Annotated in this window: 24 protein-coding genes; 20 read left to right on the top strand and 4 right to left on the bottom strand. The window is 63.5% G+C overall.

The annotated features are described in order from the left end of the window. Positions 1 to 66 precede the first annotated feature (66 nt). The 9 genes from LC343_RS17715 to LC343_RS17675 all read left to right on the top strand — a co-directional run bounded on the left by LC343_RS17715 (position 67) and on the right by LC343_RS17675 (position 6,349). Entirely contained in the window at positions 67 to 591 is a 525-nt protein-coding gene (locus LC343_RS17715; protein ID WP_223478495.1) for a TetR/AcrR family transcriptional regulator, read from the top strand. Then, positions 588 to 1,724 carry an MFS transporter gene (locus LC343_RS17710; protein WP_223478494.1) on the top strand — a complete coding sequence of 379 codons (1,137 nt, stop codon included), beginning with the start codon at positions 588 to 590 and terminating at the stop codon, positions 1,722 to 1,724. The genes LC343_RS17715 and LC343_RS17710 overlap by 4 nt, the downstream gene beginning before the upstream one ends. An 89-nt stretch (positions 1,725 to 1,813) precedes the next feature. Then, the gene (locus LC343_RS17705) at positions 1,814 to 1,990 is read left to right on the top strand and encodes a hypothetical protein (RefSeq protein WP_223478493.1); all 177 of its coding nucleotides are present in this window, start codon (positions 1,814 to 1,816) and stop codon (positions 1,988 to 1,990) included. A 93-nt stretch (positions 1,991 to 2,083) separates the two neighbouring features. Continuing rightward, complete coding sequence (locus LC343_RS17700; protein ID WP_223478492.1) at positions 2,084 to 3,370, top strand: RsmB/NOP family class I SAM-dependent RNA methyltransferase; 1,287 nt, start codon at positions 2,084 to 2,086, stop codon at positions 3,368 to 3,370. A gap of 71 nt (positions 3,371 to 3,441) precedes the next feature. Continuing rightward, positions 3,442 to 3,921 carry a TspO/MBR family protein gene (locus LC343_RS17695; RefSeq protein WP_223478491.1) on the top strand — a complete coding sequence of 160 codons (480 nt, stop codon included), beginning with the start codon at positions 3,442 to 3,444 and terminating at the stop codon, positions 3,919 to 3,921. A gap of 128 nt (positions 3,922 to 4,049) precedes the next feature. Further along, entirely contained in the window at positions 4,050 to 4,757 is a 708-nt protein-coding gene (locus LC343_RS17690; RefSeq protein ID WP_223478490.1) for a Crp/Fnr family transcriptional regulator, read from the top strand. Positions 4,758 to 4,788: 31 nt separating this feature from the next. Then, on the top strand, positions 4,789 to 5,235 hold the full coding sequence (locus LC343_RS17685; RefSeq protein WP_223478489.1) for a PaaI family thioesterase: 447 nt from the start codon (positions 4,789 to 4,791) through the stop codon (positions 5,233 to 5,235). Positions 5,236 to 5,237: 2 nt separating this feature from the next. Then, positions 5,238 to 5,846, top strand: a complete 609-nt coding sequence (locus tag LC343_RS17680) for a 5'-methylthioadenosine/S-adenosylhomocysteine nucleosidase (RefSeq protein ID WP_223478488.1) — start codon at positions 5,238 to 5,240, stop codon at positions 5,844 to 5,846. Then, positions 5,843 to 6,349: a GNAT family N-acetyltransferase gene (locus tag LC343_RS17675; protein WP_223478487.1), complete on the top strand. Its 507-nt coding sequence runs from the start codon at positions 5,843 to 5,845 to the stop codon at positions 6,347 to 6,349. Before LC343_RS17680 ends, LC343_RS17675 begins: the two co-directional genes overlap by 4 nt. Before the next feature lie 40 nt (positions 6,350 to 6,389). Here the strand turns inward: LC343_RS17675 and LC343_RS17670 are convergent, their stop codons facing one another. Beyond that, the gene (locus LC343_RS17670; RefSeq protein ID WP_223478486.1) at positions 6,390 to 7,649 is read right to left on the bottom strand and encodes an MFS transporter; all 1,260 of its coding nucleotides are present in this window, start codon (positions 7,647 to 7,649) and stop codon (positions 6,390 to 6,392) included. Between the two features lie 304 nt (positions 7,650 to 7,953). Beyond that, complete coding sequence (locus LC343_RS17665; protein ID WP_223478485.1) at positions 7,954 to 8,244, bottom strand: GIY-YIG nuclease family protein; 291 nt, start codon at positions 8,242 to 8,244, stop codon at positions 7,954 to 7,956. 165 nt (positions 8,245 to 8,409) lie between these two features. On the opposite strand from LC343_RS17665, the gene LC343_RS17660 reads away from it, so the two are divergent. Beyond that, on the top strand, positions 8,410 to 9,222 hold the full coding sequence (locus tag LC343_RS17660; RefSeq protein ID WP_223478484.1) for a hypothetical protein: 813 nt from the start codon (positions 8,410 to 8,412) through the stop codon (positions 9,220 to 9,222). 333 nt (positions 9,223 to 9,555) lie between these two features. Then, positions 9,556 to 11,127 (top strand): glutamine-hydrolyzing GMP synthase, encoded by a 1,572-nt coding sequence (gene guaA / locus LC343_RS17655; protein ID WP_223478483.1) that lies wholly within the window; start codon positions 9,556 to 9,558, stop codon positions 11,125 to 11,127. A 73-nt stretch (positions 11,128 to 11,200) separates the two neighbouring features. Here the strand turns inward: guaA and LC343_RS17650 are convergent, their stop codons facing one another. After that, positions 11,201 to 12,571: an aminotransferase-like domain-containing protein gene (locus tag LC343_RS17650; protein WP_223478482.1), complete on the bottom strand. Its 1,371-nt coding sequence runs from the start codon at positions 12,569 to 12,571 to the stop codon at positions 11,201 to 11,203. 242 nt (positions 12,572 to 12,813) lie between these two features. On the opposite strand from LC343_RS17650, the gene LC343_RS17645 reads away from it, so the two are divergent. Genes LC343_RS17645 through LC343_RS17615 form a run of 7 tightly spaced genes read left to right on the top strand, consistent with a single transcriptional unit; the run spans position 12,814 to position 19,202 of the window. Then, positions 12,814 to 13,134: an NIPSNAP family protein gene (locus tag LC343_RS17645; RefSeq protein WP_223478481.1), complete on the top strand. Its 321-nt coding sequence runs from the start codon at positions 12,814 to 12,816 to the stop codon at positions 13,132 to 13,134. A 31-nt stretch (positions 13,135 to 13,165) separates the two neighbouring features. After that, complete coding sequence (locus LC343_RS17640; protein WP_223478480.1) at positions 13,166 to 14,038, top strand: FAD binding domain-containing protein; 873 nt, start codon at positions 13,166 to 13,168, stop codon at positions 14,036 to 14,038. Then, positions 14,035 to 14,532 carry a (2Fe-2S)-binding protein gene (locus tag LC343_RS17635; RefSeq protein WP_223478479.1) on the top strand — a complete coding sequence of 166 codons (498 nt, stop codon included), beginning with the start codon at positions 14,035 to 14,037 and terminating at the stop codon, positions 14,530 to 14,532. The genes LC343_RS17640 and LC343_RS17635 overlap by 4 nt, the downstream gene beginning before the upstream one ends. Continuing rightward, on the top strand, positions 14,529 to 16,925 hold the full coding sequence (locus tag LC343_RS17630; RefSeq protein ID WP_223478478.1) for a xanthine dehydrogenase family protein molybdopterin-binding subunit: 2,397 nt from the start codon (positions 14,529 to 14,531) through the stop codon (positions 16,923 to 16,925). The genes LC343_RS17635 and LC343_RS17630 overlap by 4 nt, the downstream gene beginning before the upstream one ends. Beyond that, positions 16,922 to 17,908: an amidohydrolase family protein gene (locus LC343_RS17625; protein WP_223478477.1), complete on the top strand. Its 987-nt coding sequence runs from the start codon at positions 16,922 to 16,924 to the stop codon at positions 17,906 to 17,908. The genes LC343_RS17630 and LC343_RS17625 overlap by 4 nt, the downstream gene beginning before the upstream one ends. Next, on the top strand, positions 17,905 to 18,366 hold the full coding sequence (locus LC343_RS17620) for an SRPBCC family protein (RefSeq protein ID WP_223478476.1): 462 nt from the start codon (positions 17,905 to 17,907) through the stop codon (positions 18,364 to 18,366). The genes LC343_RS17625 and LC343_RS17620 overlap by 4 nt, the downstream gene beginning before the upstream one ends. 35 nt (positions 18,367 to 18,401) lie before the next feature. Next, the gene (locus LC343_RS17615) at positions 18,402 to 19,202 is read left to right on the top strand and encodes an alpha/beta fold hydrolase (RefSeq protein ID WP_223478475.1); all 801 of its coding nucleotides are present in this window, start codon (positions 18,402 to 18,404) and stop codon (positions 19,200 to 19,202) included. Positions 19,203 to 19,269: 67 nt separating this feature from the next. Here the strand turns inward: LC343_RS17615 and LC343_RS17610 are convergent, their stop codons facing one another. Beyond that, entirely contained in the window at positions 19,270 to 20,016 is a 747-nt protein-coding gene (locus LC343_RS17610; RefSeq protein ID WP_223478474.1) for a sulfite exporter TauE/SafE family protein, read from the bottom strand. Positions 20,017 to 20,288: 272 nt separating this feature from the next. On the opposite strand from LC343_RS17610, the gene LC343_RS17605 reads away from it, so the two are divergent. Together LC343_RS17605 and LC343_RS17600 are read left to right on the top strand one after the other, a co-directional pair. Next, complete coding sequence (locus tag LC343_RS17605) at positions 20,289 to 21,272, top strand: ABC transporter substrate-binding protein (protein WP_223478473.1); 984 nt, start codon at positions 20,289 to 20,291, stop codon at positions 21,270 to 21,272. After that, positions 21,269 to 22,075 carry an ABC transporter permease gene (locus LC343_RS17600; protein WP_223478472.1) on the top strand — a complete coding sequence of 269 codons (807 nt, stop codon included), beginning with the start codon at positions 21,269 to 21,271 and terminating at the stop codon, positions 22,073 to 22,075. Before LC343_RS17605 ends, LC343_RS17600 begins: the two co-directional genes overlap by 4 nt.

Genomic DNA, 22,075 nt, shown 5'->3' with positions numbered 1-22,075 from the left:
ATGCTGGCCCGATGAATTCGGTCCCGCGGGCTTGAAGTGTAAAACGATCGTTTTACAATGGCCTCCATGGATACGAGAAAAAAGCTCATCGCCGCCGCCGAAAGGCTGTTCGACAGGCACGGTTTCACCGCCACCGGCATGGACCGGCTGACGCAAGCTGCGGGCATGTCGAGCCGCACGCTCTACAAGCACGCCGGAAGCAAGACGGCCCTCATGGCCACGGTTCTTGCCGAACGCGAAAAGCGCTTCATGCGCCGCCTCGATGTCTCGAGCGTTGACGCGCTCTTTGCGGAACTGGAAGAGTGGGTTCGTGTTGAGGGCGCCCGGGGATGCCTGTTCCTGCGCGCCCATGGCGAGACTGGCGGCGAGACGCCCGAGGTCGAAGCCGTCGTCGTCGCGCACAAGGAGGCGTTTCGCGAGCGGATCGCGGAAATCGTCGCGGCCGACATCGGCGAGGATGCGCCGGCGCTCGCCGAGCAGATTCTGGTTCTCTACGAGGGAGCGACGGCGGCGGCGATCTATCGCGGTCAGGAAGCAGTGAGCGCCGCGCGCGCGGCCGCCGCCGTCCTGGTCGGGAGGGCGCGCCCGTGAGCCCGGCGCTTCGCCTTGGCGTGCTCGGCTTCGGCATGATCGCCGTCTGCTATGGTTTCGCGCGCTTCGCCTTCGGCCTCTTCCTTGCGGAAGTCGATGCCGATTTGTCGCTCGGATCGACGCAGGCCGGCGTCATTTCGGGCGGGTCGTTCTTCGGCTACTGCATCGCCATCGTTGCCTCCGCCTCGATGACCGAACGGGTCGGGCCGCGCGCCGTGGCCGTCGGCGCCGCGCTCGTCGCGGCCGTCGGGATGGCCGGCATCGCAGTGGCTCCGAACCCACAGGTCCTTGCCGCTGCCGTGCTGCTGGCCGGGTCGAGCACCGGCCTTGCCTCGCCGCCCATGGCCACCGCGGTCGCGGCCGCCGTGCGGCGGGATCGGCAGGACGCTACCAATACGGTCATCAACGCCGGCACCGGCGCGGGCGTCGCGCTTTCCGGCCCCATCGCCCTGGCGATCGGCGGCCAATGGCGCCTCGCCTTCGCCGGATTCGCCGCTGTTGCGGTCGTTCTCGCGGTGGCGGCGGCCTTCGTCATGCCGAAAGCCGGAAGCGCCACGGCGGTCACGCACGGTTTGCCGCCGGTTTCGGGCGCTCTTCTGCGGCTGGTCGGTGCCACGTTCCTCATGGGCGCTGCGAGCACCGCGCTATGGTCTTTCGGCGGCAAGCTGGCAATGGCGCAACTGGGCTGGGGCGCCGCCGGCGTCGGCATGCTGTGGACAGCCATCGGCGTCGGCGGGATCGCCGGCGCCTGTGCGGGGGCACTGGTCGGACGGTTCGGCATCGGTCGCGTCCACTGGGCGTTTCTCTGCGCCATGTCCGCCGGCATCCTCGCGGTAGGCTCGGCCTTCGCCACGCCCGCTGCGGCGCTTGCCGGCGGCGCCCTTTTCGGCGCGTCCTACGTGATGCTGACCGGTGTCTATCTGGTCTGGGGTGTCGCGGCAGTTCCCGACCGCCCCGCCACCGGCCTCATGGTCGGCTTCCTCACTATCGCGGTCGGCCAGACCGCGGGAGCCCCGGTTTTCGGGCTCCTCATGGACAATCTTGGCGCCGGATTCGCCGTGACCACCTTCGCGGCGCTCGGCCTGGCGGCAGGGATGGCGAGAACCGGGTGGACGCCGGCTCACGCGCACTAGCTGATCTCGCCGGTTTCCTTGACCGCCGACAATGCGTTTTCAGATGCGTTCGCGCAGCCTGACACCTTCCTCACCGACGGGAGACCATCATGGAAAAGCAGCGCATCAGGATCGAGCAGCATGGCGGAGCGGGGCTTGTCTGGCTTGGCGGCTGGCTCTTCACGCTCGGCTACCTGCATCTCGGCTGGGGCAAGGGCGCTCTCGCGCTTCTGATCTGGCCCTACTATCTCGGCGTCCAGATGGCCGTCCCGGCTGTAACCGGCTGAATAAGCCCGATCCCAAGGGCAAATCGCCCCGCATGCTTGCCAAGCGTCCGGCCGCTCTGTAACCACGCTCCAATTTCCAACGGAGCGAAAACCATGCGTCTTGGCGGACGAGTCGGCGCGGCCATCGAAGTGCTGCAGGACATTGCGGGCCGCAAACGTCCGGCGGCGGATGCGCTGAAGGATTGGGGCCTTTCGCATCGCTTCGCGGGATCTGGAGATCGCGCCGCGATCGGCAATCTGGTCCATGACGCTTTGCGCAAGAAGCTGTCCACCGCCCACCTGATGAATGACGACGAGGGCAGGGCGCTCGCCTTCGGCACCTTGTGGCGACAGTGGAACGTGTCGCTCGATCAGATGCGCGAGGCCTTCGCCGACGACAAATTCGCACCCGAGATACCGGAACAGAGCCTCGAAGCCGCAGCCAAGCGGGACTTCGCCTTCGCCAAGCCGCATGTCGAGGCGGATATTCCCGACTGGTGCGCCGACTATTTCGAGGAGAATTTCGACGACGAATGGATCGCCGAGGCATCCGCCCTGTCGGAGCGCGCGCCGCTCGACATGCGCGTGAACACCCTGAAGGCGGATCGCGACAAGGTGCAGAAGCAACTCGCGAAGTTCGGCGCCAAGCCGACCGCCATCGCCCGGCAGGGCCTGCGCATCGCGGCGGGCAGGGGCGCTGCCCGGATGCCCAATGTCCAGTCGGAGCCCGCCTTCCAGAAGGGGTGGTTCGAGATACAGGACGAGGGTAGCCAGATCGTCGCCGATCTCGTTTTCCCCCAGCCTGGCGAGCAGGTGCTCGACTATTGCGCGGGCGGCGGCGGCAAGACGCTCGCGCTTTCGGCTGCGCTCGACAACAAGGGCCAGGTCCACGCCTGGGACGCCGACAGGAACAGGCTGGCACCCATCTTCGAGCGGCTGAAGCGCGCCGGCACGCGCAATGTGCAGGTCCATGCCGCCGATGCCGATCTGTCCCCGCTCGCGGGCAAGATGGATCGTGTGCTCGTCGACGCCCCATGCACCGGTTCGGGAACCTGGCGGCGCAATCCGGACGCGAAATGGCGGCTGCAGCCTTCGGCGCTGGAAAAGCGGATCGAGGAGCAGGCCGACGTGCTCGACAAGGCGTCAGCCTATGTGAAGCCCGGTGGCTTCCTGGTCTACGTCACCTGTTCCGTGTTCCCGCAGGAAAACGAGTACCAGGTCTATGCATTCGGCGACCGGCACGGCGATTACGACCTGCTGTCGGCCGGCGAGGTCTGGCAGGATCTTTTCGGCTTCGACAAGCCGCAACCCTGGTCGGCGGACATGAAGTGCATCACGCTGACACCGCGCTCCACGGGAACCGATGGCTTCTTCTTCGCCGTGATGCAGCGGCGTAAATAACGCCGGAAATGTGAACCCGAAGCCGGTGTTCTGCGTAGTACTGTCATAATAGCGATTTGCTGGAGGTTTCGATGCAGCATGTTCATGCCCGCGACAACGGTTGGAAGTGGGTTACCCTCGTCCTGTTCGTATTCTTCGTCATGGCGGGAGGCACCCTGATCGGCATCACCTTCACGCCGGGCGAATGGTATGCCGGCCTCGAAAAACCCTGGTTCAATCCGCCGAACGCGATTTTCGGGCCGGTCTGGACCCTGCTCTACCTGATGATCGCGATCGCGGGTTGGCGCACCTGGCGGCGCGGCCCGGCCGGCCTTCCGATGCAATTGTGGTTCGGACAGCTCCTGTTCAATTTCATCTGGACACCCGCCTTTTTCGGCATGCACACGACAGGTCTTGCCCTGCTGGTCCTCACCGTCATGCTCGCGCTGATCGTTCTGTTCATTCAATTGACCTGGAAACCGGACCGGATCTCCGCTCTCCTGTTCGTGCCCTACGCCTGCTGGGTCACGTTTGCCGGTCTGTTGAACCTGTCGATCTGGTGGCTGAACTGACGCCACCGGGTACGGCCGGATAGGGATAGATGACTTTTTCGATTGGATTTCGCGGCTGACCGCGCGAGTATTTCGCGGTCGATGCCGGACGTCCGGCGAAATCCCTATTCCCGACCCGGTCTGTCCCGATGCAATTTGCGCAGTTTCTCGATGATTTTACCGCCTACGAAAACATTTTCGGGCATCTGACCTACGTCCTGGCAATCGTCTCCATGATCATGCGCACCATGTCATGGCTGCGTTTTTTCGCGATCCTGTCCGGTCTGACCGCGCTCGTCTATTTCGGTCTCGTGCGCGGCGATTATGTCAGCGCGTTCTGGGAAGCCTGCTACGTGACGGTCAATGTCGCGCAACTGTTCCTGCTTTGGTACGAAAACCGCCCCGGCCAGTTCGACGGAGCCGAGCGCGACTTCGTCACCCGCGCGCTGATGGATCTGAAGCCGGTCCATGCCGCCAAGATGGTGCATCAGGCGCGCCACGAAACGGTGCCCGGCGGGCAGGTGATCGTCACCGAGGGCACCGTTCCGGACAAGCTCTATTTCGTCGTGTCCGGCAAGGTTCAGATCGTCCAGCATGGCGTCGTCATCGGAACCTGCGGGAAGGGAGACTTTCTGGGCGAGATGAGCCTGCTCTCGCGAGGAGAAGCCAACGCCACCGCGTCCACGCTCGAGCTTTGCGAGATGCTCGTCTTCGAGCGCGCCGCGCTGGAAAAGCTTGTCGCCAGGGTGGAGCCGGTCCGACATGCGCTGCATGCGGGAATATCCCGCAACCTGCTCGAAAAGATCGCGCGCATGAACGCCTTTTCCGTGAGCGCAAACGCACCGGAAACGGCATGACGACCGCGACAGGCCAGAGCGGCGTGACCGGATGACAGGCGCCATGCTTCATTTCGAGCGTCGCGTCCGCGACTCCTTCGCCCGCCAGCCCGCCATGCAAACCATGGGCGCAACCTTGTCGGCCGTGCGCGAGGGGCACGTCGAAATCGTCATGCCCCACGATCGCAAACTCACGCAACAGCACGGTTTCATCCATGGCGGCATGATCTCGGCGGCACTGGATTCGGCCTGTGGATTTGCCGCCTTGACGCTGTTGCCGGAGGACGCGGGAATTCTCACCATCGAGTTCAAGGTGAATTTGCTGGCGCCCGCCAGGGGAGAGCGGTTCCGTTTCGAGGGGACCGTCGTCAAGCCGGGCCGCACGATCACGGTGGTGGACGGCACCGCTTATGCCGTGACCGGGGAAACGACGAAACGCATAGCGACGATGACGGCCACCATGATGTGCGTGCATGGCCGCGACGATGTGAAGGATTGAAGATGAAGACAGTCGGAAACGCCAAGGTGCTCTACGTGATGGCGGCGGACCCCGAATACGGGCCGCATCTCAAGGCGCGTTTCGAGCCGCTGATCTGCGGCGTCGGCCCTGTCGAGGCGGCGGTCAACCTCGCCCGTGCGCTCGCCGCCGGCAAGCCGGACGTCGTCGTATCGCTCGGCTCCGCCGGTTCGCGCTCGCTCGAACAGGCCGAAGTGTTCCAGGTTGCCTCGGTTTCCTATCGGGACATGGACGCGTCGCCGCTCGGCTTCGAAAAGGGGAAGACCCCGTTTCTGGACCTGCCGGTCGAGCTGGAGCTTCCGCACCGCATCGAGGGATTGCCCGCGGTGCGCCTTTCGACCGGCGGCAACATCGTGTCGGGCGCGGCCTATGACGGAATCGATGCCGACATGGTCGACATGGAGACATTCGCGCTCCTGCGCGCCTGCATGGGACATGACATACCGCTGATCGGCCTGCGCGGCGTTTCCGACGGTGCCGGCGACCTGCATCACTACGACGACTGGACGCAATATCTCCACGTCATCGACGAGAAACTCGCCGATGCCGTCGACCGCGTCGAGGCGGCGATCGAGGCCGGCCTGCTGGAATGAGCGCTGGAGAATTCGCGGTCCGGCCCGTCGGTCCAGCCGACATACCGGACCTGTGCGCGTTGCTGAACGATATTATCCGCATCGGCGGCACCACGGCGATGGAAACGCCGATGACGATCGAGAGCTTTCTCGACACCTTCTTCCGGTCGCAGATCCAGATATCCTTCATGGTCGCCGAAGCTTCGGGCGGCGACCTGCTGGGGTTCCAGGTCCTCGCCGCCCATGAAAAGCTGCCGGAGGACTGGGCCGACATCGCCACCTTCGCACGCGTCGGTTCGCAAACGTCCGGCGTCGGAAGCGCGCTCTTCGCGGAGACGCTGACCCAGGCCCGCCGTTTCGAACTCGCGGCCATCAACGCCACCATCCGCGCGGACAATGCCGGTGGCCTGGCCTATTACGACCGGATGGGCTTCGTGACCTACAAGGTCGACGAGAAAGTGCCGCTGAAATCCGGCCACCGCGTCGACCGCATCTCCAAGGGCTACCGCGTCATCTCCGATTAGGCCGCACGCCTCGGCGATGCCCGTCCGTTCGCGACTGCGTTCACTCTTCCGCGTCCGAGCCTGCCTCGGCATTTTCGGCCGCCCATGTTCCCGCCGCCTCCACCGCCACGGGCGTCGCGGTCGGCAGGACGCCGAGATAGCTCTCGGTGTCCGCGACCGGGACGGGCGCGCGCCGTGTCATGCGGTAGAGCGCGTAGAGCGCGATGGCCGCGAATGTCGTGCCCAGCACCACCCAGAAGGTGAAGGGGCCGAACCGCTCCATCCCGAAGCCGGTCGCCAGCGGGCCGGCGATGGCCCCCAGCCCGAAGGTGAAGACGAGACCGCCGGACGCCGCCGGCATCTGCTCGGTGGTCAGGAAATCGTTCGTATAGGCCAGGAACAGCGCATAGAGCGGCGTGGTCACGCCGCCGGCGATGAAGGCGGAGAGCATCAGGAACCACACCTGCCCGCCGGAGAGGAACCCGACCGCGCAGAAGATGACACCGCCCGCCGACGCCCCGAAGATCAATTGGCGCCGGTCGACCCGGTCCGACAGCCAGCCGATCGGATATTGCAGCACCAGCGCGCCCGCGAACAGCATCGCGACGAACAGCGCGATCTGGTCCGCCGCCATGCCGATCTGCGAGCCGAACACGGCCCCCATGCCCGACTGGGTGGCGTAGATGCTGCCGAGCAGGAAGATCCCGACCGTGCCGAGCGGCGATTCACCGAAGAGTTCGCGCAGCGGCATCGGCCGCGCCACCTCGGTCGTCGGCGTCCGGCTGGCCGACAGCAGGATTGGCGCAAACGAGATCGAGACCAGGATGGACGCGCCGATGAACAGCACCGACGTGCCGGCGTCGCCGAATGTCAGTAGCCATTGCGCGCCGATAATGCCCAGTGTCTGCGCGATCATGTAGGCCGCCAGCACCTGGCCCCGTGTCTCGTTGGTGGACGCATCGTTGAGCCAGCTTTCGGCAGTGACGTAGATGCCCGACATGCAAAACCCAACCAGCAGCCGCAGCAGCGTCCACGCCCAGGGTTCGGTCACCAGAGGAAAACTGATCAACGCCGCCGACATGAAACTGCCCAGCGCCGCGAAAACCCGGACATGGCCGACACGCCGGATCAGCACCGGCGTAAAGCGCGCCCCCGACAGGAAGCCGGCGAAATAGGCCGAGGTGACGACCGCCAGCGCGGTCGCCGAGAACCCCTCGATGCCGCCGCGCATGCCGATCAGCGTGAATTGCATGCCGTTGCCCAGCATGATCAGCAAGATGCCGAGCAGAAGCGCCCACACCCCGGACAATGTCTTGAACATGCGACGTCCCTTCACGCACCGGGTAATTCATTCCCCGTAGTCAACTTCACCCAGACCGCCCGCCGCAACCCCCGTTCCAGCGCCGCTTGGGCGTTTGTTTACGACACAGGGCCTGAAATGGGGCCTTGGCGGGCGAAACGATCCGGTGAACCGTGTCGAGTGCTGAACGCGGAGTGCCGGTGAGCCAAAGGTTGGGGGCGGGGTGTTCGAGATTAGCTGGCAAGCCAAACAAGGTCGTCATCCTCGGGCTTGACCCGAGGACCCATTCCGTAGCGCTCGCGCCGGACCCGATGATGCAGAACACTCACCACCCCATTCCCCCGTATAGTTCAGACCAATCCGGATTCATGGATTCGATCAGTTCGATCTTCCACTGTCGCCGCCAGCGCTTGAGCGACTTCTCGCGCTGGATCGCGTCGGTGATGTCATCATATTCCTCGTACCAGACGAGCCGGACTGCCCCGTATTGCGAGGTGAAGGCCTTCGCGTTGATGCGCTGCTTGTGGTCGTAGACGCGCTGCGACAGGTCGGCGGTGACGCCGATATAGATCGTGCCGCCCTTCCTGCTCGCCAGCATGTAGACATAGCCGCCCATCGCTCGAGCTTCACGGAATGGGTCCTCGGGTCAAGCCCGAGGATGACGGCGCGTAGGATGGCCGTCGCGGCAAAACGCCGGATTTCTGGCGATTCGCTACAATCTCGTCCACCACCCCCAAACCTCCCCGACACTGTCCCCGCACCAAACGGAGGCGCATGAGGCATGGAGTTCAACTGGCGCGGGGCGGTCGATCGCAATTGCGAGATACTCTGCACCATCGCCGGGCGGCTGATCGTCATGGCCGGGATTCAGGCAGGACGCACTGCCGATACCCTGCCGCGCTTTCTCTATCTGCGCATCCTCGCGCTTCTCCGCCCCGCAGAATTCGCCGCGCGTCGCCTCATCGCCATGGCCGCCTGCAAGCTGGTGATGATCACCGTTCGGCCCGTTACAGAGCGCCGGAGGCCGCCACGAAACTCCGTCATCCTCGGCCTTGAGCCGAGGACCCATTCCGGAGACGCTGCCACCGCTTCGAAGACCGAGAACGAGGAGCCATCTTCGGTCATCGCCGGCGTTCTCCGGCTCGGCGGAGTGAATCCTCGGGTCAATCACGAGGATGGCGTCCGCAATAAGACGCCGCGAAAAGCCGCCGACACCCCGCAACCCGCCTTCGTCCTTTTCGACCCGTTCAAGCCCTTCGCCGAGCCGTGGCTGACAGAGGCGGAAATCGCCGCGCTCGACAATCCTTCCGACGGAGTGTTCGTCCCGGCCTCGCGGCCGAACGAACCGGTCGATGCAAGGGCGCTCGGCCGGCGCATCCGCGCGCTCGCCAATGCGCTGGACGATCTGGACGGCCAGGCGCTGCGGCTGGCCCGCTGGCGCGCACGCCGCGCCGCCGGTTCCGGCCGGCCAATCCGTTTCAGCCCCTTCCGCCCCGGCTTCCCGCCCGGCTGGAGGAAACGGCCCAAGACCGAGATCGAGGAGGTGCTGAAGGAATGCAACTATCTCGGGCTCGAGGCCTGGAACACGTCGTGAATGGGGAGGGGACAGCCAGGTTCTATGTGACCGGTTTCCGAAAGGAAGCGCGGAGGCGTTGGCGCGTCCTTCCTCGCCCCGCTTGCGGGGAGAGGGATGCGAGGCTTCGCGAGCAAAGCGAGCGTTAGCCGCAGCTGGGTGAGGGGGAAGAGCACGGTATTGTGTCCTGTGTCCATCCACCGAGCGAGCCCCTCATCCGGTCCTTCGGACCACCTTCTCCCCGCTCGCGGGGAGAAGGAAGCGCAGAACTCAAGCCGCCCCACTACCTCAAATCCCGGTGGGCATTGCAGCGCAGCAATTGAAAGCCGGGCGGACTCGCATTAAAGCCGCTTCATGAACGCTCCCGACTTGACCATCCATCCCGAAAACGTCCTCATCATCGACTTCGGCAGTCAGGTGACCCAGCTCATCGCGCGCCGCGTCCGCGAAGCCGGTGTCTATTCCGAGATCGTGCCGTTTCAGTCCGCCGAGGAAGGCTTCGAACGCCTCAAGCCCAAGGCGGTGATTTTCTCCGGCGGCCCGTCCTCCGTGCCCGACGAGGGCAGCCCGCGCGCGCCGCAGGCGGTTCTCGATTCCGGCGTGCCGATCCTCGCCATCTGCTATGGCCAGCAGACGCTCTGCCACCAGCTTGGCGGCACGGTCGAGGGCGGCCATCACCGCGAGTTCGGCCGCGCCGATGTCGAGATCCTCAAGGAAAGCCCGCTCTTCGACGGCTTCTGGACCAAGGGCTCGAAATATCCGGTCTGGATGAGCCATGGCGACCGCGTCACCGAACTGCCCGACGGCTTCGAGGTGATCGGCACCTCGCCCAACGCGCCCTTTGCTATCGCCGCCGACGAGAGCCGCAAATACTATACGACGATGTTCCACCCGGAGGTGGTGCACACGCCCGACGGCGCCAAGCTGCTCGCCAATTTCGTCCACCGCATCGCCGGATTGAAGGGCGACTGGACCATGGCCGCCTACAAGGAACAGGCCATCGCCGCGATCCGCGAGCAGGTCGGTGACCGAAAGGTCATTTGCGGCCTGTCGGGCGGCGTCGATTCCTCCGTCGCCGCCGTGCTGATCCACGAGGCGATCGGCGACCAGCTGACCTGCATCCTCGTCGACCATGGCCTGATGCGCAAAAACGAGGCGGCCGAGGTCGTCTCGATGTTCCGCGAATATTATAACATCCCGCTGGTCCATGTGGACGCGGCGGACCTGTTCATCGACGCGCTGGAAGGCGAGGCCGACCCCGAGAAGAAGCGCAAGACCATCGGCCGGCTCTTCATCGACGTCTTCGAGGAGGAGGCGAACAAGATCGGCGGCGCCGATTTCCTCGCCCAGGGCACGCTCTATCCCGACGTGATCGAGAGCGTTTCCTTTTCCGGCGGTCCGTCGGTCACCATCAAGTCGCACCACAATGTCGGCGGCCTGCCCGAGCGCATGAACATGCAGCTGGTCGAGCCGCTGCGCGAACTCTTCAAGGACGAGGTCCGCCTGCTGGGCCGCGAACTGGGGCTTCCCGAACATTTCATCGGCCGCCACCCGTTCCCCGGCCCAGGCCTCGCCATCCGCTGCCCGGGCGGCGTCACGCGCGAGAAGATCCGCATCCTGCAGGAAGCCGACGCGATCTATCTCGAGGAAATCCGCGCCGCCGGCCTCTACGACCACATCTGGCAGGCCTTCGCGGTCCTGCTTCCGGTGCAGACCGTCGGCGTGATGGGCGACTACCGCACCTACGAATTCGTCTGCGCGCTCCGCGCCGTCACCTCCGTCGACGGCATGACCGCGGATTTCTACCACTACGACATGAGCTTCCTCGGCAATACGGCCACCCGCATCATCAACGAGGTCCGCGGCATCAACCGCGTCGTCTACGACGTCACCTCGAAGCCGCCGGGAACCATCGAGTGGGAGTGAGGGACGTAGGCGTCGGCTTTGGAGAAATTCCGGCGCGGGCGAGTTTCAGTCCGGCCGCATTGGATTGGCGCGTTCAGACGAACGCCATTTCCTCAGACTCCCGAAGAATCGATCCCAGAACGTGCAGGGCCGAGCTGAGTTTCTCGGGCGTTTGTGCCGCGCCGAGGCACACGCGAATGCCCGGCGCGACGCCTGATGCGGCGCTCAGCGGGCTCGGCGTTGCCAGCGTAATGCCGCGGAACGCGGCCTGAGCGGCGAGACTTGTCGTGGTTCGCCCCGCGGGCATGGTGAGCCATGCGTGGAAAGCGGGCACCGCCGTCGAGTGCAGATAGCTGCCCAGAATGCTCTGCGCCAGCATCGTTCTTTCCGCGGCCGCATTGCGCTTCAGCCGGATCTGGCTTTCGAGCGCGCCGCTTTCGATCATCCTCACAACGGCTTCGCTCATGATCGCGTTCGCCATCCAGCCGGTGGAGCGGATGGCATTGACAATCCTGTCGCGGAACGCGGCGGGCGCGTGCAATGCGCCGATCCTGAGCCCGGGCATCAGACATTTCGCGAAACTGATCACGTAGAATGATCGCTCGGGCAGGAAGGACGAAAGCGTTGGCGGCGGATTGGGACAGAGGAAACTGTACACGTCGTCCTCGATGATCCACGCGTCATGGCGACGAATGATCTCGGCGATCTCGCGACGGCGCTCCGTCGGCATGATCGAACCGGTCGCGGTCTGGATCGTGGGCGTGCAGCACAGAACCTTGGAGCCCGTTTCTCGCAACGCGGCATCCAGGGCGTCGGGAACGAGCCCGTGGTTATCCATCGCCACGCCGTGCAGCACATAATCTTCCATGAGTGCGAGAGCGGTCAGCCCCGAATAGGGGAGGTTCTCGGCCAGGACCGGTGTTCCGGGCCGCGCCAGAAGACGGAGCGAAACGGAGATGGCATGCTGCGCGCCGTTGGTAATGTAGATGTCGCTCTGCTCAACGGCGGTTCCATGCCGTCCGAGCCACCCGGCAACCGCCGCGCGGTGCCGTCTTATACCCTGGTGCGGCAGGTAGCTCAGCAACGACGGAAAATCGTCATCCGCCGCGATCTCGGTGAGGACCTTCGCAAAGATCGCGGCCTCACCGGTGGCCGGAGGCGCGTTCAGGGCCATATTGACCTGCTCCGCGCCAGTCGTCGATTCGACGACGCCGATATTGTTTGCAGGCGGCAGCACGAATGTGCCGCGCCCGACTTGCCCCGAAATAAGGCGTTGACGTTCGGCAAGCGCGTAGGCTTTGGAAATCGTTCCCACGCTCAATCCGAGCTGGGACGCCATCTCCCTGTGGGTGGGCAGGCGTTGGCCGCCGGCAACCCGGCCACTCGCGATGTCGCTTTTCAGGGCGGCGACGATCTGAACGTAGCGTGGGCCCTCGCCGAAAGGGAGTGTCGGGTACCAGTCCATTGCATCCTCTGCGCTTTTTCGACGAATAGGACAATTTTCGGATTGTCGCAACATTTTCCTTCCCGGAGACGGTATCCGCACGTGTTCGCCGTCTTTTTTGCGCTGCCGCATATGGATTGTTGCATTGCGTCCAAAGGAATCTGGAAATTAAACCACTAATTGTATAACTTTCCGTTTGACATATCGCATTGTCATTGTACCGTTGGGCAAATTGAGAAACATTGTGTTAGTGGGTCATTCCAATGCTATATGAAATGCGTGTCTATGAGCACGTCGAAGGATGTGCGGACAAAGTGCGGCAGCGTTTCATCGAGGAAGTGGTGCCGCGCCTGCCGGGGCACGGCATTGAACTGCTTGGTGTGTTCACCGATGCCGACAGTGGCATGCTGACCTACCTGACGCGTTACGAAGACGAGGAAGCCCGTGACAAGGCTTGGGCGTCGTTCGGAGGCGACGAGGGCTGGAAGGCTGCGAAGGCGGCTTCCGAGGCCAATGGTCCTCTGATCGCCAAGCAGCACAAAACGGTGCTGAAGCCGCTGGTTCCCGGACTGCCGAACAGCTGACCGTCCCGGGAGGCCTCTGGAGGAGTATGTCGTGAAAGCGGCCCCATTCAACTATCTGCGCCCGGCCTCCGTGACGGAGGCTTGCGAAGCGCTGGCGGACGACGCGGAGGCGCGTGTGCTGGCCGGTGGCCAGACGCTCGTGCCCATGCTCGCCATGCGGCTCGCCCGTCCGTCGTTGCTGGTGGACATCACTCGGCTCGACGAATTGGGCGCCATAGAGGATTCCGGCGAAGGCATCGCCATCGGTGCGGCCGTGCGTCAGGCGGTCGCCTTGCGCTCGGATTTGATCGCCCGTGAGGTGCCGCTGCTCGCGGCGGCGCTTCCGAACGTCGGCCACCCGCCGACCCGCGCACGCGGCACTGTGGGTGGATCCGTTGCCCATGGTGATCCGTCCGCGGAGATCGCGCTCGCCGCAACCATACTGGATGCCCGGATCGTCTTCCTCGCCGACGGTGAGGAAGAGGTGATGACGCCCGAAGACTTCTTCATCGGTCCCACTGTCACAATGGCCCCGATGGGCGGTCTCCTGACACGCGTCATCTTCCCGAAACGGCCGTCCGGTCGCGTCGGAGCCGGGTTCCGTGAAGTGGCGTCCCGGCGCAGTGACTATGCCTTTGCCTCCGCCGGCGCGCAGGTCGTGCTGGATGCAGAGGGAAAATGCATCGAGGCCTTGCTGGGCATCGGCGCAGTCGGCGATGTCCCGGTTGCTGTCGATGTGTCGGGTCTCGCGGGAACCGGTCTCGGCGAGAAGGATATTCAGGACGCGGTCGAAACGGCGCTCGAGGATCTCGAATGCGTCGAGGATCTTCACGCCACGGCGAGCTATCGCCGCCGTGCCGCCGCGCGTCTCGCCGGGCAGGCGCTGGAAGACGCGCGCGTGGCCGCAATGGGAGAGGCGGCATGAAAACAAACCTCACAGTCAACGGCCAGCAGGTCCAAATCGATGTCGAGCCACGCGTGACGCTGCTTGATGCGCTGCGCGATGAACTCGGTCTCAAGGGCACGCATGCCGGGTGCGAGCATGGTGTATGCGGTGCCTGTACCGTGGAAATTGACGGGGAAGCCGTGCGCTCCTGCCTCATACTCGGCGTTCAGTGCGACGGGACGGAGGTGACGACCATCGAAGGCGTCGCGCCGGCGCCTGGCGAAATGGACATCATACAGGACAGCTTCTGTGCCACCCACGGCCTGCAATGCGGCTATTGCACGCCGGGCATGATCCTCGCTGCAAAGACCTTGCTGGCCAAGAATCGCGACCCGTCAGACGAAGAGATCCGCGAAGCGATCTCGGGCAATATCTGCCGTTGCACCGGCTACGGGCAGATCGTCGAAGCGGTGCGGCTCGCGGCCAGGCGGTTGCGTGAAAGCAACGCTGCGGCGGTGGAGGCAGGCCAATGAACGAGCACGCCAAACCATTTTCCGGCCGTTACGTTTCGTCGGATCGTCGTGTCCGCGAGGACACCCGCTTTGTTGCCGGTGCAGGCCATTTCGTGCAGGACATCGAGCGTCCGGGCATGCTGCACGTGGCGCTCGTCGCCAGCCAGCATCCCGCAGCGACCATAGAGGACATCGATGCGTCAGAGGCGCTGGCGATGGAAGGCGTGGTCGCTGTCGTGGACGGAAACGAACTTTCCAACGCCGTCAATCCGCTGATGAATGGCCTCGATACCCCGGAAGTGCGCCGTTTCCCGCTTGCCGTCGGGCAGAACCGATATGCCGGGGAATGGGTTGCGGCCGTGGTCGCGACCAGCCGGGCGCTCGCCGAAGACGCGGCGGAAAAGGTCAAGGTCAAGGGCGAGAAGCTCGGCTACGTGATGGATCCCGAAAAGGCGATGGAAGCGGATTCCACCCCGGTCCATCCGTCGCACGGTTCCAATGTCCTGCTCGACCGTACCTTCGACTGGGGCCCTGTCGAGGACGATTTCGCCAGGAGCGACGAAACGCTCAAACTGCGCGTGACCTGGGGTCGCAACTCCACCGTGCCGATCGAGACATTCGGCGTGATCTGTGAGTGGAACGCCTGGGAAAACGTGCTGGAAGTCTGGGCCTCGATCCAGATGCCGAAATACGCCGACCAGATTGCCCGCGCGCTTGGCCTGCGCGGCAATGACGTTCGCGTGTATTACGATGTCGATGTCGGCGGTTCCTACGGAGTGAAGCGCGGGATCAAGCACACGGTTCTGGCCGCTTATCTGGCGCGCAAGCTCGGACGCCCGGTTCGCCTTATCGAGGATCGCCTCGAAAACATGCGCTCGGGCGACGCGCACGGTCCGGAACGGATTTTCGACATCGGGGTTGCCTTTGACCGCGATGGCACGATCAACGCGATGAAGATGCGTGCGCTCGACAATGCCGGCGCCTACGCTGGTCGTGCGCCATTCCAGCTCGGCAAGCCGATCGGAGCGATCGTTGGCCCCTATCGCATCAACTCGGTGCAGTATCGCGCGCAATCGGTGACCACGAACAAGGCGGTCCAGGAGGCGGTGCGCGGCTTCGGCCAGTCTCCGACCAATTATGCGCTGGAAACCATGATGGACCGGGTTGCCGAGCACCTCGGCATGGATCGGATCGCGCTGAGGCGCAAGAACTTCATCCGGTCGGACGAGTTTCCGTGGGAGATCCCATCCGGCAGCAAGTACGACAGCGGCGACTATCATGCGGTGGTCGACAAGGTATTGGCGCAATCGGGCTATGAGGACATCGTCGCCGAACGCGACCGACTGCGTGCGGACGGCCTCTGCGCGGGAATCGGAATAGCCGCCTGCCTCGAGCCGTCCGGCGGCAACTCATCTTTCGAACCGCTTCTCAATCCCAAGAACCGCACATCCACCTGGATGGAAGGCAGCCGCGTGAATGTCGATGCGCTCGGCGACGTCACGGTGACAATCCACACCACGAGTTCGGGGCAGGGGCACGAGACGCTGGCGGCGACCGTTGTCGGTGAAGTGCTCGAAATCGACCCCGACCGCATTCGTGTCGTGAGGCCGGACAGTCTCGGTTCTCTGCCCGGCAACTCGCCGGTTGGCAGCCGCATGGCGATCATGCTTGGCGGCGCGGCGGCAAATGCCGCGCGCGATATCAAGCGCCAGATTTCCGCCATCGCCGCCCATTCGATGGGCGTGGCGCCCGACGCCGTGACCTATGCCGAGGGCGTCGTGCGGGGGCCGGACGGACGGACGGTCGAATGGAGTGAGGTGGTGGACATAGCGCACCGGCGTTTCCACGACCTGCCGGAAGGCACCAATCCGGGCCTGACCGCCAGTTTCATCCAGCAGGTTCCCACGGGCGTTGCTCTTCCGAAGGACGGTAAGGCTCAGATGTACCCCTGCTACTCCTTCGAGTTTCATGTCGTGCTGATGGCATTCGACCCGGTGCTCGCGAAGCCTGAGATCCGGCGCTACATCATCGGTCACGACTGCGGCACGGTCATCAATCCGCACATCGTCAAGGGCATGACGCTGGGCGGTATCGCTCACGGGATCGGCGCGGCCCTGCTCGAGGAATTTTCCTATGACGCGGAGGGTCATCTGATGACCCAGAGCTTCCTCGACTATCTGATGCCTTCGTCAAACGAGGTGCCAGAGGTCGAGATTGTGCACCATTGCACCCCGTCGCCCTTCACCGAATTCGGTCAGAAGGGTTCGGGCGAAAGCGGATATCTGGGTGCGCCGGCGGCGATCTCCGGCGCGATCCACGATGCGCTCCGCCCCTGGAATATCCACCTGAACAAACTGCCGATCCGGATGAGCGCAATCAGCGATGCCATCGCTTCGGCCAAGGAGAACACATGATCATCGACGCCCACGCCCATCTGGTACCGCCGAAGCTTCTGGAGGAACTTCAGGATCGCGCATCGGAGTTCCCGAGCGTCGCGATCACGCCGAAGGACGGGAGCGTGAGCTTTTCCTTCTCCGGCAAGAAGGCGACGCGTCCGGTTTCGCCCGGCCTCACGAATATCGAGAAACGCCTTGGCTGGATGGATGAGCAGGGAATCGATCGGCAGGTCGTCGCCGGATGGCTCGACATGTTCGGAAATGACCTGCCCACCGAGGAAGGCAAGGCCTGGGCGCGCACCATCAACGCCCATCTTCTGGCCGCCGGAAAGGAAAACGGCGGTCGTTTCGTCGGTCTCTCCGTAACGCCGACCCAGGATGGGGCGGCGGCGGCGGAAGTGCTCCGCGAGGCGCATGAAGCCGGATTTTCAGGGACGATGATCGGCACGCAACCGAACAATGGCGGTGGCGAGCTCGACGATCCCGCGCTGGATGCCTTCTGGCAGGCGGCCCACGATCTCGGCTCCATTGTTGCCATCCATCCCGTGTTCGATGCGGGCGACGACAGGGTGCATGACTTCGGCATGCCGAACGCGCTGGGACGTATCACCGACAGCCTGATCGCGGTAACGCGGATCATATATTCCGGTCACGTCGAGAAATACTCGAATGCCAAGATCGTCGTTGGAATCGGCGGTGCCGCGTTGCCGTATGTTATCGGCCGGCTGCGCCACAACCATGCGCTTCATCCCGAAGACATGGCAGACCCGGTCAAGGCGATGTCACTGCTCTATTACGACACGCTTCTGCATGACCCCCGTGCACTGCAATTGCTGATCGACTGCGTCGGCGCCGACCGCATCATGCTGGGGTCCGACATGCCGTTTCCGATTGGCGATCCGAAGCCGCGTGAAATCCTGGATGGCGTTCAGCTGACCCCGGAACAGCGCCTCCGTATCGAATCCGGTCTTGCTCTCGAACTGATGGGAGAAACCCGATGAAGATGGAACTCTCCGGCAGCGAAGAAATCGCCGCCAGCCGTCAGGACCTGTGGGATGCGCTGCAGGAGCCGGCGGTGCTGACGGAGTGCATTCCCGGCTGCAAGGAAATGACAGAAATCGCCCCGGACGATTACGAGGTCAAGATGCAGTTGAAGGTCGCGGCTGTCGGCGGGTCTTTCGATGGCAAGGTTCGCCTTTTCGACAAGGATGAACCGGAAAGCTGCCATATCACGGTATCCGGTGGCGGCACTTTGGGCACCGGCGACGGTACCGCGAAGTTCACGATCTCCGAACTGGAGCCCGGCAAGTCGCGGCTGGACTACGAAGGTGAAGGCGAGATTGGCGGCCTCGTGGCCGGAGTGGGGCAACGAGTCCTGAAATCTGTCGCCAAGCACCTGACAAAACAATTCTTCACTGCGCTCAAAAAGCATTTCGGCGCTGAAAAAGCGGCCGGTTGAGCACGGCCGCAATCGAAGCCGAGAGGAGACGAGCGGTGGGAGAAACACACAGGATAACGACGCCGGAGGGCCACGGGCTGGCTGTTTCGCGCAGCGACGGCGACGGGCTGCCGGTATTGTTCCTCAATTCGTTTGCCGCCGATCACACCATGTGGGACGCAGTGCGGGCGCGGCTTGACCGGTTGACGGTCGCCTTTGATGCGCGCGGACACGGTGTTTCCGATATCCCTGCATCGCCGCTTACGGTCGAAGACCTCGCAGCGGATGCGCTGGCGGTGATGGACGCGGAAAACATCGAAAGCGCGGTGCTGTGCGGCCTCTCGCTTGGCGGCATGACCGCGATGCATCTCGCCGATCAGGCACCGGAACGCGTGGCCGGGCTGGTGCTTGCCAATACCGCCGTCAATTTCCCTCCTGCCGATATGTGGCGCGAGCGTGCGCTTGCGGCCCGCGAGGGGAGGTACGCCGATCTCGTTTCGCCGACGCTCGAGCGCTGGCTCACCAAGGGATGGCGCGATTCGAATCCGCAGGAGACCGCGCGCGTGCGCGCCATGCTGGAAGCAATGCCGCCCGAGGGCTATGCGGCGGCATGTCATGCACTGGAGAGCGGGGACACGACGGCGGCCCTTTCGGCCTGGGCTGGTCCCACGCTTGTCATTGCCGGAGCACATGACCAATCCGCCCCCGTCTCCCGGTCGGAAGCGATGGTGACGCTGGCGTCAGGCGCGGATATGGTGGTCCTCGATGCGGCGCATGTTTCCGCCATCGAGGCATCCGACGCCTTCGCGGCTGCGCTGGAAACCTTCGTCGCAAAATGCGAGGCGCAAAAAGGCTGACCCGCGCGCCGTTACTGTGAGATCTCCGGGGCAGCGCGGCTGATCCCGGAAGGTCCCGCGCGGCGACCTAACCGCCATGATACGCGCGCCACAGCAGCGCGAGGGCGGTCCAGCCCAAAACCCCAAGCACCAGATTGTCGAAGAGCTTGATCGGAATTCGGCGCGCCAGGACATTGCCGACCCAAAGGCCGAAGGCAACCGCAGGCAGCGCGAGAAGCCCGGTCGTGAGAATGCCGCCCGAATAAAGTCCCGTCATGCCGAGCACCGGAACCTGTACGGCGGTGAAAACGAAAAACATGGCACCGGTTGAAAAGATAAATTCCGGCCGCGTCGGTCGCTGTGCGTGGAAATAGGTGATTCCAATCGGGCCCGAGATGCCGGTGAACCCGTGCAAGAGGCCTGCGGCGAACCCGACCGGAGCGGCGAGGCGTCGCGCGACCTGTGATTGCAGCGTCAGCGTCGGCGCCATGAGCCGCATCGCGATATAGATGGCCAGGATGGCCGCGAGCCCGACCTCGAGCAGGACTTCGGGAACGCTGATGAGAAGAGACGTGCCCAGTGCCGTTCCGATCCCGCCCGCGACAATGAACGGCAGGAGAATTTTTCGATCGGGCATGGCGCGGCGAAACTGCCAGATTTGAACCAGATTGGCCGCGGCCACGGGCAACGCGACGATGGCCAGCGCCTTTGGCAAGCCCACGAGAAGCGCGAGGCCGGGGATGGCGATCATCGGCAGGCCTATGCCGAGAATTCCCTTCACCGCAGCCCCGATCGCCAGCAGAACGAAGCCCGCGATGGCGATGCCGACGCTCATTGTGCATCATTCCGGGATAGGACAATCTGATTTATCCACGCAGGTGATGTGGCACGTGCGAACAGCGCAGGCTTTGAAATAGTTGGATAAATCGGAATTCGATTCAATTGACCTTCGCATGTGCAGCATGATTGTATCATTTTTGTGATCCAATTTCTGGAATGAACTATAATTAATTTGACAATTTGCGCAATCGGACTGTAACGTTTCTCATCATCACGCGCGACGGGTCGCTTTCATGGCCTTCGAATGCGTGGCAAAGGGAGGAAGATATGAAAAGCATTCAACACCTGATGTCCGCCACCGCAATCGCGGCGAGCCTTGCAATTTGTGGCCCGGCAGCGGCTCAGGACGCGCTCACCGATGTCTCCATCGTGGTGTTCGGGCCGCCGTCGCTGGGGGCCTTCCTGCCGCCGATCATCGAAAGCCAGAATTTCGATGAAGCGCATGGTCTTTCGATCACTTTCGAGCAGCGCACGCCCGACGCCTATGCCGCGCAGTTCAACTCTGGCGAGTTCAAGGTCGGCGGTTCGGCCGCCCTGTTGACCGTGGGCCTGGCCGAAGCGCGCGGTGTCGAGGCGACTTACCTCTTCAACCTCTTCGATTACTGGGGCGCCGTGGTGACCACGCGTGACGATGTCCAGTCTCTCGGGGATCTGGCCGGCAAGGATCTGGCCGCTGCGACAGGAACCACCAACTACCAGATGTTCAGGTGGCTTGCCGCTCAGCAGGGCGTCGATCTCTCTTCCGTGACTGCAGTCAACACCGCGCCTCCCGGCCTCGTCGGTTATGCGATGGCGGACCGTGCCGCTGCCGTCCAGCTGTGGGAACCGGCTTTCACGTCGCTGTCTGCACAGAATGACGCCATCCGGTCGATCGACCTGAACATCAAGGGTGCCTGGTCCGAGTTCGCCGGCTCCGAAAAGATCCCGTATCTCGGCGTCGCCGCGCATCGCGATTGGGTTGCTGAGAACCCGGAAGCCGTCGAGGCGCTCTACGCCGCCTATTCGGATGCCGCCAAATTCGTCATGGAAAACCCCGAGGAGGCTGCGGCCATCATCGCGGGTGACGGGACGGACGACGTTCGCAAGAACTACACCACGCTGATCAAACAGAATGACCGGCTCGGGCTCAATGTCGCGATGGCTGCGGACATGCAGGAAGAAATCCGCAGCGTGTACAAGGTTGGCGTTGAACTGGATTACCTGCCCGCGATGCCGACAGACGCCACGATCTACGGAGCATCCGGCGAATGAGTGACATTGCTTCCGATCGGCAATCCTATGCCGATTCGGTATTCGATACCGTGCGGTGGGCCTTCTGGCTCGCCGCACCCTTTGTTCTGATTGCCGCTGCGTGGCAAGTCGCCTCGCTGTTTTTCCCGCCCTTCCTGTTTCCCTCGCTGATCGACGTTTTTGCGAGGGTGTGGGATATCCTGACGACCTGGTCCCAGTTTTCGTCGGTTCTGGCGACCGCGATGCGTATCCTCGGCGGCCTAGCGGGCGCTTTCCTGCTCGGGGCGGTTCTCGGTGTCGCTATCACGAACTCCCGAATGGCCGATCGGCTTTTGACGCCGACGCTGACCTTTTTCCAGGGTATCCCGGCGCTCTCATGGGTCGTTTTCGCGATTATCTGGTTTCACGGGGTCGAATTCCGCATCATTTTCATCATGGTGATGACGACGCTGCCGGCTTTCACGTTTCAGGTCGTTGGCGCGCTGCGCGGAATGGACAAGGACCTTCTGGAAATGGTCATGAGCTTCCGTCCGTCGCGCTGGAAATTTTTCACCGCGATGGTGCTGCCGGCCGTGCTTCCGGAAGTCATCACGGCATGGAAGGTCAATCTGGGCAACGCGTCACGCGTCGTTGTCGTCGCCGAACTCGTCGGGTCTTCCGGCGGCGTTGGCTATCAACTGCTGCAGCAACAGCAACTTTTCGACATGGCCGGCGCCCTGGCCTGGACGTTGCAATTGGTCTTTTTCGTGCTTCTGTTCCAGTGGATCCTGTCGCAGTTCGAGCAGTTCGCTTTCCGCTATCGTTCAAAATCCGAACGTAGCTAA

Source organism: Oricola indica (genome assembly GCF_019966595.1).
GTDB classification, from domain to species: domain Bacteria; phylum Pseudomonadota; class Alphaproteobacteria; order Rhizobiales; family Rhizobiaceae; genus Oricola; species Oricola indica.
Note: the sequence above shows the minus strand (reverse complement) of the source record. Positions and strands in the feature narration are given on the sequence as shown.